At 46.3% G+C, this 16200-nt stretch carries 14 protein-coding genes; 10 read left to right on the top strand and 4 right to left on the bottom strand.

Features of this window, described 5'->3' with window-relative positions:
- Positions 1–235 precede the first annotated feature (235 nt).
- Positions 236–2008 (top strand): proline--tRNA ligase, encoded by a 1773-nt coding sequence (locus ASD24_RS07940; RefSeq protein WP_056694132.1) that lies wholly within the window; start codon positions 236–238, stop codon positions 2006–2008.
- Positions 2009–2666: 658 nt separating this feature from the next.
- On the opposite strand, the gene ASD24_RS07945 is transcribed toward ASD24_RS07940, so the two are convergent.
- The 3 genes from ASD24_RS07945 to ASD24_RS07955 all read right to left on the bottom strand — a co-directional run bounded on the left by ASD24_RS07945 (position 2667) and on the right by ASD24_RS07955 (position 5564).
- Positions 2667–4478: a 5'-nucleotidase C-terminal domain-containing protein gene (locus ASD24_RS07945; RefSeq protein ID WP_056694136.1), complete on the bottom strand. Its 1812-nt coding sequence runs from the start codon at positions 4476–4478 to the stop codon at positions 2667–2669.
- Between the two features lie 179 nt (positions 4479–4657).
- Entirely contained in the window at positions 4658–5074 is a 417-nt protein-coding gene (locus ASD24_RS07950; protein ID WP_056694138.1) for an ImmA/IrrE family metallo-endopeptidase, read from the bottom strand.
- 43 nt (positions 5075–5117) lie between these two features.
- Positions 5118–5564 carry a helix-turn-helix domain-containing protein gene (locus tag ASD24_RS07955; protein ID WP_056694141.1) on the bottom strand — a complete coding sequence of 149 codons (447 nt, stop codon included), beginning with the start codon at positions 5562–5564 and terminating at the stop codon, positions 5118–5120.
- A gap of 415 nt (positions 5565–5979) precedes the next feature.
- On the opposite strand from ASD24_RS07955, the gene ASD24_RS07960 reads away from it, so the two are divergent.
- The 7 genes from ASD24_RS07960 (at position 5980) to ASD24_RS07990 (ending at position 12104) form a co-directional block, all read left to right on the top strand.
- Positions 5980–6462 carry an ArpU family phage packaging/lysis transcriptional regulator gene (locus ASD24_RS07960; RefSeq protein WP_056694413.1) on the top strand — a complete coding sequence of 161 codons (483 nt, stop codon included), beginning with the start codon at positions 5980–5982 and terminating at the stop codon, positions 6460–6462.
- A 133-nt stretch (positions 6463–6595) separates the two neighbouring features.
- Positions 6596–8275, top strand: coding sequence for a GAF domain-containing sensor histidine kinase (locus tag ASD24_RS07965; RefSeq protein WP_056694144.1), 1680 nt, complete (start codon positions 6596–6598; stop codon positions 8273–8275).
- 12 nt (positions 8276–8287) lie between these two features.
- Positions 8288–9016 (top strand): response regulator, encoded by a 729-nt coding sequence (locus tag ASD24_RS07970; protein ID WP_056694148.1) that lies wholly within the window; start codon positions 8288–8290, stop codon positions 9014–9016.
- Positions 9017–9180: 164 nt separating this feature from the next.
- Positions 9181–9744: an NADPH-dependent FMN reductase gene (locus tag ASD24_RS07975; RefSeq protein ID WP_056694150.1), complete on the top strand. Its 564-nt coding sequence runs from the start codon at positions 9181–9183 to the stop codon at positions 9742–9744.
- A 25-nt stretch (positions 9745–9769) separates the two neighbouring features.
- The gene (locus ASD24_RS07980) at positions 9770–10225 is read left to right on the top strand and encodes a VOC family protein (RefSeq protein ID WP_056694153.1); all 456 of its coding nucleotides are present in this window, start codon (positions 9770–9772) and stop codon (positions 10223–10225) included.
- 153 nt (positions 10226–10378) lie between these two features.
- Positions 10379–11011 carry a VOC family protein gene (locus tag ASD24_RS07985; RefSeq protein ID WP_056694157.1) on the top strand — a complete coding sequence of 211 codons (633 nt, stop codon included), beginning with the start codon at positions 10379–10381 and terminating at the stop codon, positions 11009–11011.
- A gap of 142 nt (positions 11012–11153) precedes the next feature.
- Entirely contained in the window at positions 11154–12104 is a 951-nt protein-coding gene (locus tag ASD24_RS07990; protein ID WP_056694159.1) for a hypothetical protein, read from the top strand.
- A 167-nt stretch (positions 12105–12271) separates the two neighbouring features.
- Here the strand turns inward: ASD24_RS07990 and ASD24_RS07995 are convergent, their stop codons facing one another.
- The gene (locus ASD24_RS07995) at positions 12272–12757 is read right to left on the bottom strand and encodes a hypothetical protein (protein ID WP_056694162.1); all 486 of its coding nucleotides are present in this window, start codon (positions 12755–12757) and stop codon (positions 12272–12274) included.
- 326 nt (positions 12758–13083) lie between these two features.
- Between ASD24_RS07995 and ASD24_RS08000 the strand changes: the two genes are divergently transcribed.
- Complete coding sequence (locus ASD24_RS08000) at positions 13084–14931, top strand: DUF4127 family protein (protein ID WP_056694165.1); 1848 nt, start codon at positions 13084–13086, stop codon at positions 14929–14931.
- Between the two features lie 332 nt (positions 14932–15263).
- Positions 15264–16190 carry a hypothetical protein gene (locus ASD24_RS08005; protein WP_156395376.1) on the top strand — a complete coding sequence of 309 codons (927 nt, stop codon included), beginning with the start codon at positions 15264–15266 and terminating at the stop codon, positions 16188–16190.
- Positions 16191–16200: the final 10 nt, after the last annotated feature.

Raw genomic sequence — 16200 nt, forward strand, 5'->3', positions numbered from 1 at the left:
GAGCCCGTTATGCTCTGAAGGATTGCATGACTGCTACTCGCCCTTAGGTGCGAGCGGCGTTGACTATTCAGTGAGCTCAAGTTCAAGAGAACTTCGGCAAGGTAATCAAGCTGAATTCATGCAGTTAAATAAGGGTGGTACCACGACACATTCGTCCCTTGACGGATGTGTCTTTTTGCTGTTTATCCAATGATTATAGTGTGCGTCAGATTACAAAAAGAAGAGGTGTATCCACATGCGACAAAGTGAAATTCTAATCCCTACATTACGGGAAGCGCCAGCCGAGGCAGATGCAGCAGGACATCGCTGGTTGCTGCGCTCCGGCATGATTCGCCAATTAGCATCGGGGATCTATAGCTATCTGCCAATGGGGCGACGTGTTCTGTTAAATGTTGAACGCATCGTTCGCGAAGAGATGGATCGTGCGGGATGTCAGGAAGTATTGTTGCCGATTATGCAGCCTGCCGAGCTCTGGGAAGAGTCCGGAAGATACGACCAGTATGGGCCGGAGCTTATGCGCTTGAAGGATCGTCATGCGCGAGAGTTTGCTCTTGGGCCAACTCATGAAGAAGTGGTGACTGCATTGGTACGCGATGAGGTCAATTCTTACCGGAAGCTGCCATTCACGTTATACCAGATCGGAACGAAATTCAGAGATGAACGCAGACCGAGGTTTGGTTTGTTGCGTGGTCGGGAATTTGTGATGAAGGATGCGTACTCCTTCGCTTCCAATTGGGAAGAGTTAGACCAGACGTATCAGGCGATGAATACGGCATATTCACGCATTCTCGAACGCTGTGGCTTGAACTATATGCGCGTTGAAGCGGATGCAGGAACGATTGGGGGACAAGGGGCGACACATGAGTTTATGGCGCTTGCCGATGTGGGTGAGGATACCATTGTCTCCTGTGGGAAATGTGGCTATGCAGCCAATCTGGAGAAGGCAGGGTACCAAGCTTCCAGCTTGAATTCTTTAGGTGAAAAAGGCGCAACGATTCTGGCTGGCTCCGAATTGAAACACGATCTTCAGCCAGATTCTAATTCAGGTGCAACGTGGACTCGAATAGAAACACCGGGCATTCGTACGATAGACGAATTAAGCTCATTCTTGAACATTGGGGCAGAAGCGATCATCAAAACATTGATATATCAGGCGGATGATAAGTTGGTTGCGGTACTTGTTCGTGGGGATCATGAAGTCAACGATATTGCATTGAAGCAGATATTAGGTGTGGAAGAGCTGGATTTAGCTGATGAAGCTGCGCTCGCAGGCCATCCTGAATTGGCCGTAGGTTTCCTAGGTCCCATTGGATTGAACATACCTCTAGTTGTGGATCGGGATGTGGCTGGAATGGAAGCGGCGATCACAGGAGGCAACCAGGCAGATATACATCTCTCAGGAGTGCGTCCAGGTAGAGACTTCCCCGTGAGTCGTGTCGAATCCGTTCGTTTTGCAACAGAAGGTGATGGGTGCCCTTCATGCGGAGAATCACTTTCGTTTACGAAGGGAATCGAGGTGGGGCATATTTTCAAATTAGGGACGAAGTATAGTGATGCTATGGGCGCGTCATTCTTAGATCGTAACGGTCGTCAATGCGCACCTGTGATGGGATGTTATGGTATCGGTGTATCACGCTTAATGGCGGCGGTAGCTGAACAATATGCAGGTGAGGACGGTATACAGTGGCCTGCGTCTATTGCTCCTTACGATGTACATCTCATCACGCTGAGTTGGAAGGATGAACAGCAACAGAAGCTGACGCTTGAGTTGGAACAACAGCTTATGGACGCCGGATACAGCGTATTATTGGATGATCGAGATGAACGACCTGGCGTCAAATTCAAGGATGCAGAGCTGATTGGATTACCTGTGCAGATCGTCATTGGCAGAGGAGCAGCTGAGGGACAGGTTGAACTGGGATCACATGTGCTTACGATATCTGGGAATTCCAAACGGATCAGTATGGCCGCGCAAGAGGCTGTAGATCTTGTGAAGGAACAGCTATAATCTTGTAGCCACCATGTGCGTAGATATAGGTCCAGTTATTATGCGGTAAGCTGAAATTCAGTTATGATGGCACCCAAAAGCCGGAAAAAGAGGGCTAGAGTCATAGAAAAGAATTTAAAATTTTGCATATTGTCATCCGTGAACACTATATTGTTGTATGTTGTATTCTGTATACAATAGGTTTGTGTTAAAGGAAACAACTAGCGAAGTTTTTTCTCGGAGTGACTGTGCAAATACGCAACATCTAAATGCAAGAATGGACAATTGAAAATACAAGGAAGCCTATGATAATGGCAATTTTGGGGATATTTACTATAGTCCACTGCGGTAAATGAAGGAAGATCTTTTTGCCCAGTGCACCGCTGAAGATGTGTTTTTGGCGCAGAGTTTGGAAAATGAAGCAGGTAGAACCGGGGCAAGGTTGTTAAGTAAGAAGGCCAGCATGGTAAGCATAGTGGTGCCATCCATATTGCCGATTCGTTCCGTATACTAATTCTTGAGTCTGCCCAAATAACATAAGAGAAAGGGTGTTCCATCAGCCGATAGTGGCTCTGAGGAACACCCTTTTGTTGTTAAAACTATCGTTCAATTCACTAGCTTAGGTTACACTCACATGCAACGCTAATCCTGTCTGCACGCTCTTGCTCTGGAATGCAGTTTAAGAAGCGGCTGGCAGTTTCAGTGATTGACCTGGATAAATCCAGTGTGGGTTTTTGATTTTGTTCAGCTTTTGCAATGCCTGCCATGTTGTGCCGTATTGTTTGGAGATGGAGTACAAGGTATCTCCCGATTTAACAACATGCACTTTAGCTGGTGCTGGCTTGCTTGGTGTAGGTTTAGACGGTACTTCTGGTTTCGGTGTTTCTGGTTTTGGTGATTCTGGCTTCGGTGTAACCGGAGCTGGTGTTTCTGTTACTGGAGCTTCTGGTTCAGCTGCAGGCAATGCAGCTTCTTTGATCCGGCCGTCTGTTTTGATATCTACAGCGCCGAGTTGTTGCATGTATTCAATCAATGCTTCATCCAATGCACCGTACATGCCAGTTGTTGGGTATTTCGTGAACATCGTGTATTCGTCACCACCAACAGCTGTGAAGTCATTCGTAGCCAGTGTATACGTAGCTTCTGGATCCAGCGCTTGATCTCCAACCATCACGGAATGCACGCGGCTTCCTTTGTCTTGGGAAGGATCAATGCTGAATGTGATACCAGATACTTGCGGGAAACCACCACTTGGTTCAGGGTAGGAGCCTACGCCGTTTTCAAGAGCAGCCACAACATCGGAGCCCTTCACATCAATCGTTACAACTTGGTTACCAAAAGGAAGAACGGTAATAACGTCACCTTTGGTTACAACGCCTGCTTCAATGGAAGCACGAATGCCGCCACCATTTGTCAGCGCAATATCTGCACCACTTACGTCACGAATAGCATCTGCAAGCAGGTCGCCAAGGTTTGTTTCCCCTGCACGAACTTGTTCACGCTTACCGTCCAGCAGAACAGCTGTGTTAGCTACTTCTTCTTTCAGGATTGGTTCTTGTTCTTTCTGAATGGAGTTCACCAAAGTGGCAACTTTCTCATTGGGTTTAATATCTTTTGCTGCTGCTTCATCAATCAATGCAGCTTGTTTTTTCGTTACTTTACCAGCATCTACCCAGAGGTCAATAACCCCTACGTAGTTCGTATATTCCCCTGCACTAGCGATCAGTGTTCCATGATCGGAAACCAGACCATCTTGCAGTACAGTGTGGCTGTGACCATCGATGAATACATCAATGCCAGGAACTTCTTTCACTACTTTGAAACTCGTATCTGTACTGGAAGCATCTTGTCCAAGGTGTCCCAATACAACGACAACATCTACTTTGCTGCGAATTTCATTCACAAGCACTTTAGCTTCCGCAGTTGGATCTGTGATATCAAGACCTTCTACATTTTTCGGATTCGTTTTGTACATTGTTTCCGGTGTAGTCAGAGCAATGATACCGATTTTCACGCCATCTACTTCTTGGATGAGGTACGGTTCAAAAAGACGAGTGCCGTCTTTCTTCTTCACGTTAGCGCTAAGCATTGGGAAATTCATCATGTCCGCAAGCTCAACGAGGCGTTCGGAGCCGTAATTGAATTCGTGGTTACCAGGTACGATTGCTTGGTAGCCCATTTCGTTCATGACTTTGACGATGCTCTCACCGTTAACCAGTGTGGCAAATGTTGTGCCGTGTACAGCATCTCCAGCATCAAGCAGGAGGGTATTTGGGTTTTCGCTACGGTATTTGTCCGCAATTCCAGCTACTTTAGCAAAACCCATCGCAGGTGAGGATTCAACTGCGCGTGCATGTGTATCATTCGTATGTAGAATGGTAATTTGCTTGCCTGTGCCCGGAGTGGTATCCGCAGCCGCAGCCATGCCTACACTGCCAAACAGCAAACAGACCGTTAGCAGAAGTGAAACGTAATTCTTCCAGATTTTCATATGAATCCGAAACCTCCCAAAATAGTAATCTACTTGAGCGTGTATAGCTCATTTGCTATTTTAGCAGACAATGATTAGGAAATCTCGCGATTTACGTAAAAATAGGTAACCTACAAGTGACATCATATTGTATGAATGCAAAAAGAAAATAAATTTTAACAACTAAGGAACGTACGTTCTTATTTAGAGTAAAAAAAATGCTGCACTTCACGAGGCAGTCCTGTACGTAAGCAATATTTTTCAAGTGATTCATCGGGCTCTGGAGTTACCCCTGAGGTTAAGAGCTGAATGGCAAAAAGATTCGCCTGTCTTTCCAGTTTGCCAGGTGCAAAATAGGAGTGCTCCTCTAAAAAGAAACGGTTGATGCCTTTATGCAATCGGTCATGCCCCAGTTCGTGAGCACATACAAAACGTTGCCATTCTGGAGCCAGGTCATTGTGAATCACAATAAATCTGCGTCGCAGCTTACGAAAATACAAACCTTTGGTGGACTTTCCGAGATTGGTGAAACGGATATGTATCCCAAGGGCTCTCGCAATGCTGAAAGGGCAGTTTGTCCGGTGCTTTCGAATCAGCTTTGTTACAATGTCATCCATATCATCTCACCCGCTGCTTCAATTTGGTTCACCCTGTAATGTTTCATTGCTTCTTATCTGGATCGGTTGTTTTCTTGCGTTTGTTCATCTGCTTAGCTTCCCAGAATAGTCCTGTAAGAACATCCTTAATACGCTTCTTGTCCTCGTCATCCAGTGGTATGCCATCAAACATGAGATCATCCTCATCCTCCAGCATTTTCTTAAAGTCTCGACGATCCTTATAAGTTGCCCATTCAGGTGTGACCCGTGCATCCGTTGTGGTATTCATTTCTTCCATATATCCAGCTTGCTTCATCATCTCTGCATAAGGAACGGAGAGGGCATCTGCCAATTTGCGAATGGTTGCAGGTTTGGGAACACCACGAACCCCATTCTCAATGCGTGAAATCTGTGAGTTACTAATTCCTGCGGAATCTGCTAGCTGATTGATACTATAGCCTTGCAACTCTCGCAGTTGTTTGAGGTAAGATCCAAAAGCATGCTCCACAATTCATGCCACTCCTTCAATTAGTCTATCGTAGTCTACATCTTAATTCGAATTCGTAGAAGACGACTTGGATGGAACTCGTTCATTATTTGTACTATATCGTATATATACCATTAGGTAAAGAGATTTGAAACAATTATGCCAAAAGGTAAAGGAAATGAGAGAGTGAGTTTTATTATTCGCTCAAAATGACCCAAAATGAGGGTTTACTCCAATCTCCAGAAAGTGGTATCCTCGAATAGAAATACGAACACTATGCGAACAAAATGTAAATTAATGATAACTGATGCCTATTAAAAATACCATTGTTTTTGGTCTATTCACGCTCGAACGGATTCCAAAAGGCAACAAAGGAACATAGCATATGCCGCTCTAGTGCAGAAAACAAAATGTTTAGTATATAAGGAGGAGAATGATGATGGAATTATTGTTACCCGAATTGGATCGCCGAAAAACACAGACTGCGGTTGAAGCTGCTCTGGAGAAGTATCGCATATACAAAACCATTGCGTTTGAAGAACGAGAAGTGATGGTGACTGCGAGCTATGCAGAACGCTTCCATGGTGCAACGAACGTAACCGGAGATTCAACGGCTCGAACAGCAATTTATAATGTGGATGTCCAGCGAGCACGCCAAGCCTATTGTGATACGATTGATTTTATTGTCTCTCGTCTAAGTGAGAAAGAGCGTCTGCTTGTGTACGAACGATATTTGAAAGATGAAGATGTGTTCGATTATAAAGTGTATAACCACGTGTTCGAGCCTCCTGTAAGTAAGGATACGTATACGAAGATTCGAACGCGTGCCTTCTATAAGTTGGCTCTTGCTCTATCCGATCGAGGGTTAATTAATGTAGAGCCGTTATCGGCAACACGCAAGGAGCGTAAGAAGCTGGGGTAAGGGCGGCGAACTTCATCCTTTAATATCCATGCCTGATTGGATACAATAATGAACAATACATGGTTTAGTTAAATTACGTGTTCAAAAGGTGCGGTCGGAATTTTTGAACAACCTCTTAAAGGAGAGAATCTGCATGTCTGAAGAAGGTAGGATGCAGGAAATGTACACCCTGAAGACGATTGCGGAGACGTTGAATACCTCGAACGACCTGAGTACGATGCTCGATACCGTAATAGGTAAGTTATTGGGTCTTACAGGACTGACAACAGGATGGTTATTTCTGATTGGTGAACGCGGAGAATATTCGTTCATGGCAGACTATAATTTGCCTCCTGCACTTCAGCGTCAAGAGAAGCAACCGATGCGATGTGGCACGTGTTGGTGTCTGAATCGCTTCTGGGATGGACGACTGGACAATGCTGTTAATGTTCTTAATTGCAAACGACTTGAGGATGCGCGTGAATATCAATGGGGAGATACCTATGATATCACCCATCATGCAACGGTACCTCTTCGATCTGGTGAGAAGATGTTAGGGCTGCTCAATGTAGCTGCCCCGAACAAAGAGCACTTTAGTGAAAGTGAACTGGCACTATTACAGGCAGTAGCTTATCAGATCGGCAGTGCGATTGAGCGGATGCGGTTATATCGTGCTGAGCAGAGGCGAGCAGATCTATTTGCAAAGCTAGGCGGATTCAGCAGTGCGTTAGGACTCGCGGTGAATGAATGTAAGCATTTGGATTCGCTGGCTGAGACAACGGTTAGTCTGCTAGGGCAACATTATGATTGGCCATTTGCAGCATTGCTGAAACTCAGAGAGGATCGTTTGGTTGTACAAGCTGCACATGTTGTGGGAGCCTTGCAGCAACGATCATTATATGAAGATTTTTCTTCAGATGGGTTGAACGGGCTACAGCGTGCTATTGATCTTCATCGAATTACGAAATTATCCGCCTCAGAGGTTCAAGAGATAGCTACAAGCAGTGCACGGTCGTTACCTGTACCTGTTCTATCTTCGGGTCTCGCCGTCCCCATTCTGAGTATTATTCCAGGAGAGGCAGGCGTATTGGTCGTTGGTTATGCTGAGTCTAGCATTCTCCCTCAGGCGGATCATGAGGTACTTGAGGCAATTGCTGAACACATTACTGCGTCGTGGGAAAGCTTGAAGCTTGCTGAACAACGGCGTGAGTTGGCTCGATTGGAAGAACGGAATCGCTTGGCACGGGATCTGCATGATTCGGTCAACCAGATTCTATTTTCCTTGTCCCTGACGGCGAGGGGAGCTGAGAGCATGATGTTGGGCTCTGCAGAGCATGAGCCTATTAGAGAGGCAATGAAGGACGTTCGTTCTCTCTCACAGGAAGCGCTGAAGGAAATGCGAGCACTGATTATGCAGCTGCGACCTGCCGGCTTAGAGAAGGGGCTAATGAGTGCATTGCAGGAATATGGTGCAGGACAGGGACTGCAGGTGGCTGTCCATCGTTCTGGTATGGGAAATCTGCCCCGAAGTGTTGAAGACGGGCTATGGCGAATCGGACAGGAAGCCCTTAATAATGTACGTAAGCATGCTGGCGTAAACGCAGTTGAGATCATCCTACATTTGAGTGATCGTGAGGTAACATTAAGCGTAACCGATCGTGGGAAAGGCGGAGCCAAACGGCGAGGAGCTTTGTCCACACGTTCTCTCGGATTGTCGATTATGAAGGAACGTGCTCAAGCGTTGGGAGGTCGATTGGAACTTGTAAGCTCCGCTCGCAAAGGAACAATGGTAACGGTGATCGTCCCGCTTACGTCTGGAACGGTAGAGAATTAAGGAGGAGAAGAGATGCCGATTAGGATTTTGCTTGCGGATGACCATGCGATGGTCAGGCGTGGGCTTCATGTTTTTCTATCCACACAGTCCGATATGGTTGTCGTTGGCGAGGCGTCTGATGGACAGGAAGCGTTGCAACAAGCGGCAGAGCTCGAGCCGGACGTGGTGTTAATGGATCTGCATATGCCTGTACTTGATGGAATAGAAACAGCTAGACAGCTTCGAGTGCTTACGCCTAGTATTCGGATCATTGTGCTCACATCGTTCTCAGACCAGGATCATGTTGTACCTGCTGTACGTGCTGGGGTCAAAGGATATTTGTTAAAAGACATTGAACCAGAGGATCTGGCGGTGGCGATCCGCAATGTACATGCAGGTCAGGTGGAGCTTCATCCGGCGGCGGCTGGTCAACTCATGCATGTCATGGCTTCTGCCGAACTATCTATGAATGAACAGCAGTTATCGTTGAAGCAGACAGAGCAACAGCCTGTACAAGAGCAACGTCAGGATAAGGATAAGGAAGCACAAGCATCCGCACAGGAACTTGATACGCTGACCCGTCGTGAACGGGAGGTGCTGGGGCTTATCGCTCAGGGGTTGAGTAATAAAGAAATTGCAGCCCAGTTAGTCATTACTGAGAAAACAGTAAAAACACATGTTAGTCATCTATTGGATAAATTAGGGCTATCTGATCGTACACAAGCTGCGATCTATGCGGTTCGCAAAGGATGGGTGGTCTAAGCATCATGACCACACCTCAGTCCAAAGTCGTAGAAACTCAGCCGAAAGGTTGAGTTTTTTGGTGCTGGAAGTTAAGCCTTTCTGCTGACGCATCTAAGGATGAAGAAAGATATGCTAGTAATACATAAGACGAGAACACGAAATGAAAAAAGGAGCGTGACCCAATGAAATTTATTGTTGTGGCAGGAAGTAACCGTAAAAATGCGACCAGTACACGTCTGGGAGAATATGTGATTCAAGCTATTCATGGTCAAGGACATGAAGCGAGCCTGTTCGATTTATATCAAACACCGGTTCCTTTCTACGCGGCGGATGAGAAACTCGACGGTGATCTACATTTGGCTGATCTGAAGGCCCGAGTGCTCGCGGCTGACGCCATTATTTTAGCTACGCCAGAGTATCATGGAAGCATAAGCGGTGTGCTCAAAAACGCACTGGATCACCTAGGTCAATCCTATTTCAGCGGGAAGCCGGTGTTGTCCATTAGTTCATCGGGAGGTGCTGTAGGCGTAAGTGCGCTACTACAGTTGCAAGCGATTGTGCGGAATATGCATGGGATCAATGCATCAGAATGGATTTCCATTGGCGGAGCGCAACGTAGAAGATTCGAGGCAACATACGATGGATACGAGGAATACGAAGGTAGTCAGGATATTGAGGAACGAATTCAACGTGTGCTTGGTTCATTTTTGCATCTAGCAGAGGCCATCACGTCTGCACGTAAATAACACTTGATAGAGAGGGGGATGTCGCATGATTAAAGGTATATTTGAGACACATCTGAATGTAACGGATCTGGAGAGATCCCAGCATTTTTACGAACAGATTATGGGTCTGGAACATGCATATGGACAGCCAGAGCGAGGGAACTCCTTTTACTGGGTCGGTGGTAGAGGAAACGCAATGTTAGGCATCTGGCAAAAGGAACCTGATAAAGTTCAGCGGCAGCATTTCGCTTTTCATGTGTCCTTAGAGGATATGAAACAAGCTGTCCCTTATCTGGAGGCTAAAGGGATTGCGGCGCGTAATTTCTTAGATGATGACATTGGCGAATTGTATGTGTTCGGCTGGATGCCCGCCGTGTCGGTGTATTTAACCGATCCAGATGGGCACTCGCTTGAGTTCATATCCATGCTGCCAGACGAAGCGAAGCCTGAGCTGGGCATGGTACCGTGGAGCACGTGGGAACGCATGCATGGACGTATGTAGATCCTCATTTGATATAAACCACAGGAATCTGGGGTGACTGGCGATCAAAAGGTTATTCTGTCATCACAGTGACCAGTGTAACTAGGGTTTAGTTCGATTTATATAGTTATATCTTATGGGCGTGTCCCGTGAGAGGCAGTAGGAGGAAACGAGATGGTGTTTGAAGAGGTTACGTTATACACTGCACAGTTGAAAGATCTTAAACCGTTCTATAAAGATACGCTCGGCATGACAATTGTCGATGAATCTGAGCGTTCATTTACGATTCAAGCTGGACAGACAAGAATGGAATTTATGCAAAACGAGACGAATGAGAAGCCCTTCTATCACTTTGCATGGATGATACCTTCGAATCTCTTTCAGGAAGCAAAGGAATGGGTAGCTTCTCGTGTTCCGCTTAGTCGGCAAGATGGTCAAGATCAGACGTACTCTATGAATTGGAACGCCCATTCACTTTATTTTGAAGACCCCGCAGGTAATATTCTAGAATTCATCGCCCATCATTCGGCGCATAATGAACGGCAACATGCTTTCTCAACCGCTGATATATTGAAGGTATGTGAGGTAGGCATCGTATGCGAAGATGTGCTGGCAAAAGTGAATGAATTGCAGCGGATGGGGATCAAGCGATGGGGAGAGATCAGTGATACCTTTGCGCCGATGGGAGATATGGATGGTCTATTCATTGTTGTGAAAAAAGAACGCGTCTGGTTCTTCTCAGAGAAAAAAGCACAGGTACATGCACTTGAGGTCGTCGTCCAAGATGTCGGAAAGCTGCAAATGTAGTTAAATGCAAGCAAGTGAAGTGAAAATGGAACCGGTCAACAAGGGTGTGCATATCTTCACGATTTGGCTCATTTAATAGAAGTATCCGCAATGTAAGCGGTATATATGGGGGAACACTTATGCGATGAAGGAGGGATGAATTATGGATCGACGTTTGTTAGAAGAGGGTCTAATGATCATCGTTTCGAGTCGGGAGCACACAGGGGATCTGTGGCACGCCCATTATGGGGCGGCGGCGATTGCGGCTTACTTCTGGGTGAGGGAGAACCGCCTAACCTCTCTGGCTGCTGGAAGTGTCACAGCTGAAGCCAAGGCAATGCTCCGTAAACATGGCGTACACTCGGGAGAACCTTCTTTGCGAGGTGAAGTGTTGCCAATGGAAGAAGCGGAAGCGCTTATCACCCAGGCGCTGGATCGTACCATTGGTGAACTGCACTGGGTTGGGCATCAGGCCATCTATGGAGCGCTAAGCTTGAAGGCCATTCGCGAGCTGGAGGGGTGGGGGACTGCCCGTGATGTGCAACAGTTAGTTGAGCTGATGGATTCATTCGAGCGGACTGTGCCCGGACGATCGTGGATCAATACGACAGTCAAAGAAATACGCACGCTGCGTGTAGATGAATCTGACGGTTTTCCCCAGATTGAACGTCCGGAGGATCTGTCGCGTCTCATTCTGGATGAGCTTGGGGCATTTGATACCATCTATCAAGCAGAGGCTCATCATGATCTCATCGGACATATGTTAACGTATGGACATGCACTTAATATTTTGTATGAATTAGGTTATCCAAGCTTGTTCCATCAAGGACTGACACCGTTCTTAACGATGGTAAAAGCATTGCGACTGAGCCGTAACGTTGATCATGAACTAGATAGGCTAACATTACAATCTCCAGTGGATCGACTACCCTTGGTACGTGCTGAACGCTCGATTGCACTGCCGCATGAACTTGAATACTGGCTAACAGACCGACGCTCACAAGATTGGAACAGCGGACATGTATTCAAATTCCCATTCAGTTTCTATCATCACGCAAGAAACAGCAATTCGGTTCCAGAGAGCTGGGAGAACTTCCGGTATATTATTGCTTAATGAGGCTACGAAAGAAACATTCATTCCATGCGTGGATTGAGTGATTAGATATATAGAATCAATGGACATATGTAAGGAACGAGGAAATAGAATGAGAAGAGCACAGCCTGTGAAGTATAGGGGCGTGTGCTCTTTTTTGGTATGTGGATGTAAGCTGATCCTTAGATCTAACGGACTCCTATCCAAATGATGAAAAGAATGAATGTGACTCGCGATAACAACAAGAAGAGGGGCTTCGTCGATGGATTACGTACTACCCATACACCCCAAGAACAGGTCAGGGCTGTGCTTGTCCAAAAAACAAGGAAAGGCAAGCCTTCGGCTGTGAAAGGGAATGATATTGGCGGCAGAGAGGAAAGACCTGTGCCAAGGAACAACCAAGCTGTCATATAGACAGTAAGGAAGGATGTTAATACAAACATAATCGTTTGAGACCAGAAACGATATAGACCGACTAAACGTAGGAAAAGTACAGAAAGTAGATACAGCAGCATCACACTCGTTAAATACATCACCGCAGTCCATCCAATAAACGAGTCAGTTACTACGTCAGCCTCTCTATATAGAAGGAACAGGGTCATCATGTACATAACGTAACCTGTCAGATAACCACTTATGATCACCCAGAGGTAGAACCAATCTGATCTTTGCATGCATGTCACTCCTCTTGATCCTATAAATCTTTTATTTGAAGTATAAACGTTAGCAGAAGTATAAAAGTTGAATAAAAGTTAGCTTTCACAAGAAACCGACGCTGAGCCGACGTATTAGCTTCCACAATTGGTCTTAATTCAGGCGGTTAACCGTCAGCGCAGACGTTTAAAAGAGGTAAGATGGTATTATCGGATCAGAAGGAAAGCAACCATATCGATATCATCTATGAATCTACTGGCTAATGGCCAGTTTTTTTAATAGGGGCTAATCGTTCTGATCAGATGCTGAAGAAAAATCTCATTCTTGGAGCAGGAGGTAGCATGATATGAAAAAAGTATTGTATGTCCCACTTGATGATCGTCCAGCCAACCTGGATGACGTCATTGTACAAGGTAAAGCAGCCGGTCTCCATATCGTTACACCGAACCGGAAGGACATCCGAAACCGTTTGGATTCGGAGAAAACGGTAGATGGCACTACATTACTTGGTACATCTACACCTCAGTATGGCAAGCCGTCCAATATTCACGATTTTATTCTAGAGCATGCTGCTGAAGTTGAAGGCTTCATTATTTCAAGCGATATGCTGGCTTATGGTGGTCTGATTGGTAGCCGCGAGCTTCGTGAGAACGGGGGCGGTGACTATCCGAACTATGATCAGGAGATAACGCGGTTGTTGGATGTAATTCGTGTTATCAAAGAGAAATACCCATGTAAACCCGTTTACGTAATGGATACAATCATGCGACTTGCGACCACTTCATTTGCAGATGGACTTGCGCTTGATGCTTATAATGAATCGCGAGCATTAATGCAGCAGCCTCGTCAGACGTTTACTGCTTTTGAAGATATTATCCAGGGGTATAACTTGTCTCCTGATTCTACAGAGTATGGTGAGACGACCTATTTTGACAAAGAACAATATTACAATACCAGACAGCATAAATTCAAAACGAATCTATACATCCTGGATCAACTGGCACGTAAGGGATATATTGACTTTCTCGCGGTTGGCGTGGATGATGCCAATACACAAGGCGTACAGATTAACGAGATCCGTTATGTGGAGAATCAAATTAACGAATGGCTTGGCGGAGTAGCTGGGCAGAATCCAGACCGTGCGATCATTCTTCCGGATGCCGATGGTTTGGGACATTCGTTGTTAGCTCGTATGGCGAATCAATTGCTTCGTGATGGCGCAAAAACACGTTATGCAGTTACCTACTTTGGCCCGCATGGTAATACCATCGTGAACACCTACGAATATATGAATGTGCATGAGAATGTAGCCCGACATATTGATATCGTGGGTGGCGTGCTTGTTGCTGATTCTGCATATCCGGTTCTAGAGGAAGAGACGGATACTGAACTTGTCACAGGCGAGAACGTTAGGCAGGATGGTGCTGCGCTTCAAGCTGCAACGTTTGATGTTACCTCAGAACTCGATCGGATGACCAGCCATTCTCATAAGAACAAACCAGAGCCTAACTTAGAAATTGTGGCGATTACGGCATTGGAAGAGGTAGAGGCTGCTGTTGAGCGAATTAACGCCAATAGTGAACAAGGTATGCCCACGGTTGTGATTGATTTTGTAGGTAAAGGCCCGGCGAATGTAGATGTTGCTGAAGCGCTATTGAATAGCTCACACACTGGTCGCGTACTAGGGTATAGTGCTTGGAATACACCAGGCAATAAGATCGGGATTGCGGTTGGTATGGGACAATCTCGCTATGCCTTTATTGCGAAAGAAACGAATGCTTCTGCACTAGAGGAAGCGATGAATGCTCATGGATCACTATTGTTTAAACGTTTCCTGAAGGATTATTACTACAAGGCGGTTGCGATTGCAGATATTCGCACATATTCCCGTGCCCATGCCCTCTATACCAACGTGGCTACGCTTGCGGATCAGAATATGCTTTTGTTCAATTCCAGTGAGGACTACGAACATCTACAATCGTTGCTGCGAGATTTAATGCAGACATACACAACGACACTAGCCACTAAACCTGCCTTTGCCCAAGGTAACGATGCGGTGGTTCAGTTGGAAGATGGGGAAAGCTCCTATGCTGCGTATGAAAATGCAGAGCTCGAGTATACCAATCCGGACTTTATCTGGGGACGTGCGTTTGAAATTACGCTGAATCCCCAAGTTACATTGGTGTCCGTCTAAAAGGGATACAAGTTTAACGTCGTCTTTTTTCCACCCAAGATACACTCTTAATCGCACCGAAGTCATGCCAATCACCATCCGCGTTAGCAATCAACAGGTGTAAGATTGTATTATCGGATCAATCGCACAGGGACACACCGAAAGCACATACGCTAATGTACAGCAGACCGGCCATTGAGCCGGTCTTTCTTATGCGGTGATGTTGTCTAGTTTGGTTCGATCATAGATTGTACTGCAGACGGAATGTTAAAGGGGGAGTTTCATGACTGCTGCATTGTCGCTGCACAATGGGGGCAGATCATACATTTGCAGCCGAAGGGGGCGAAATGAATGTGTCTATAAGAAATAACGCTGATTCTACTGCCAGTATGAGCAGAATGAGCACGCTCATGAAACAGACATTGAAGCAGAAGCTTGCTGAGCTTATCCCAGCATGGCAGGGTCAGGTGCGTGATGCACTTGCACCGGGCGAGCCGATAAATGAGCCTTGTGCGGTCATTGCTTTTGCCGAAGAAGTACCTAAGTTTAGCTGGACAGGATACCGTCGAATCATCCGCATTGCTCCGTATGCGAGACTCACAGAGGGTGGAGCGGAGCAGGTGGAGATCTGGTCCAGTAAGTTGGTGGAGGGATTACACCAGGTTCGATTACAGGATACGGAGGGCAATGCCTTTACCTGTATCTACCTCGGATCTTCCGATTGTGATCGAATAGACTCAGGTGCAGGCTTCATTACACGTAGTCTTCGATTTGGAGTCTATATACCTGAGGTCATTGAACATGATCTTGCCATCGAAACGCAGGACTATTCGATGCTTGCACTCCAGAACTGGACACAAACTGAGCTTGATTCAAGTTGGTCTGTCTATCGTGATGCGTGGCCTGGGGGGTACGAGTCTCCTTCTGTTTTGTGGCGACTTGCGAGTTGCGATATCGCTGAGGCAGGTGCCTCTACACTGGAGATTCACAAGAAGCTCGTGGGACATGTCATGACTAGAAGTCCAGTGGCGACACGTAACACTGTAATTCGGCTTGTGGAACAGCTAGGGGTACAAGCACGAATCGCAATTACTGATGCGGGGGGCGAAGAGACTAACGAGAGCAGGAGATATGTCACGGTTGATGACGTCTCTGCCGATTTACAGGCGGACGCCTACCTGAATGGACAGATCCGTCTGACCTTACAGGAGCGGATTCGTCGCCCAGGAACAGACGTACCTTTCATTCGTCAGGTGCATCATAGCAGAGGAATAGAATAAGCATGAGTCA

Source organism: Paenibacillus sp. Root52 (genome assembly GCF_001426865.1).
Lineage (GTDB): Bacteria > Bacillota > Bacilli > Paenibacillales > Paenibacillaceae > Paenibacillus.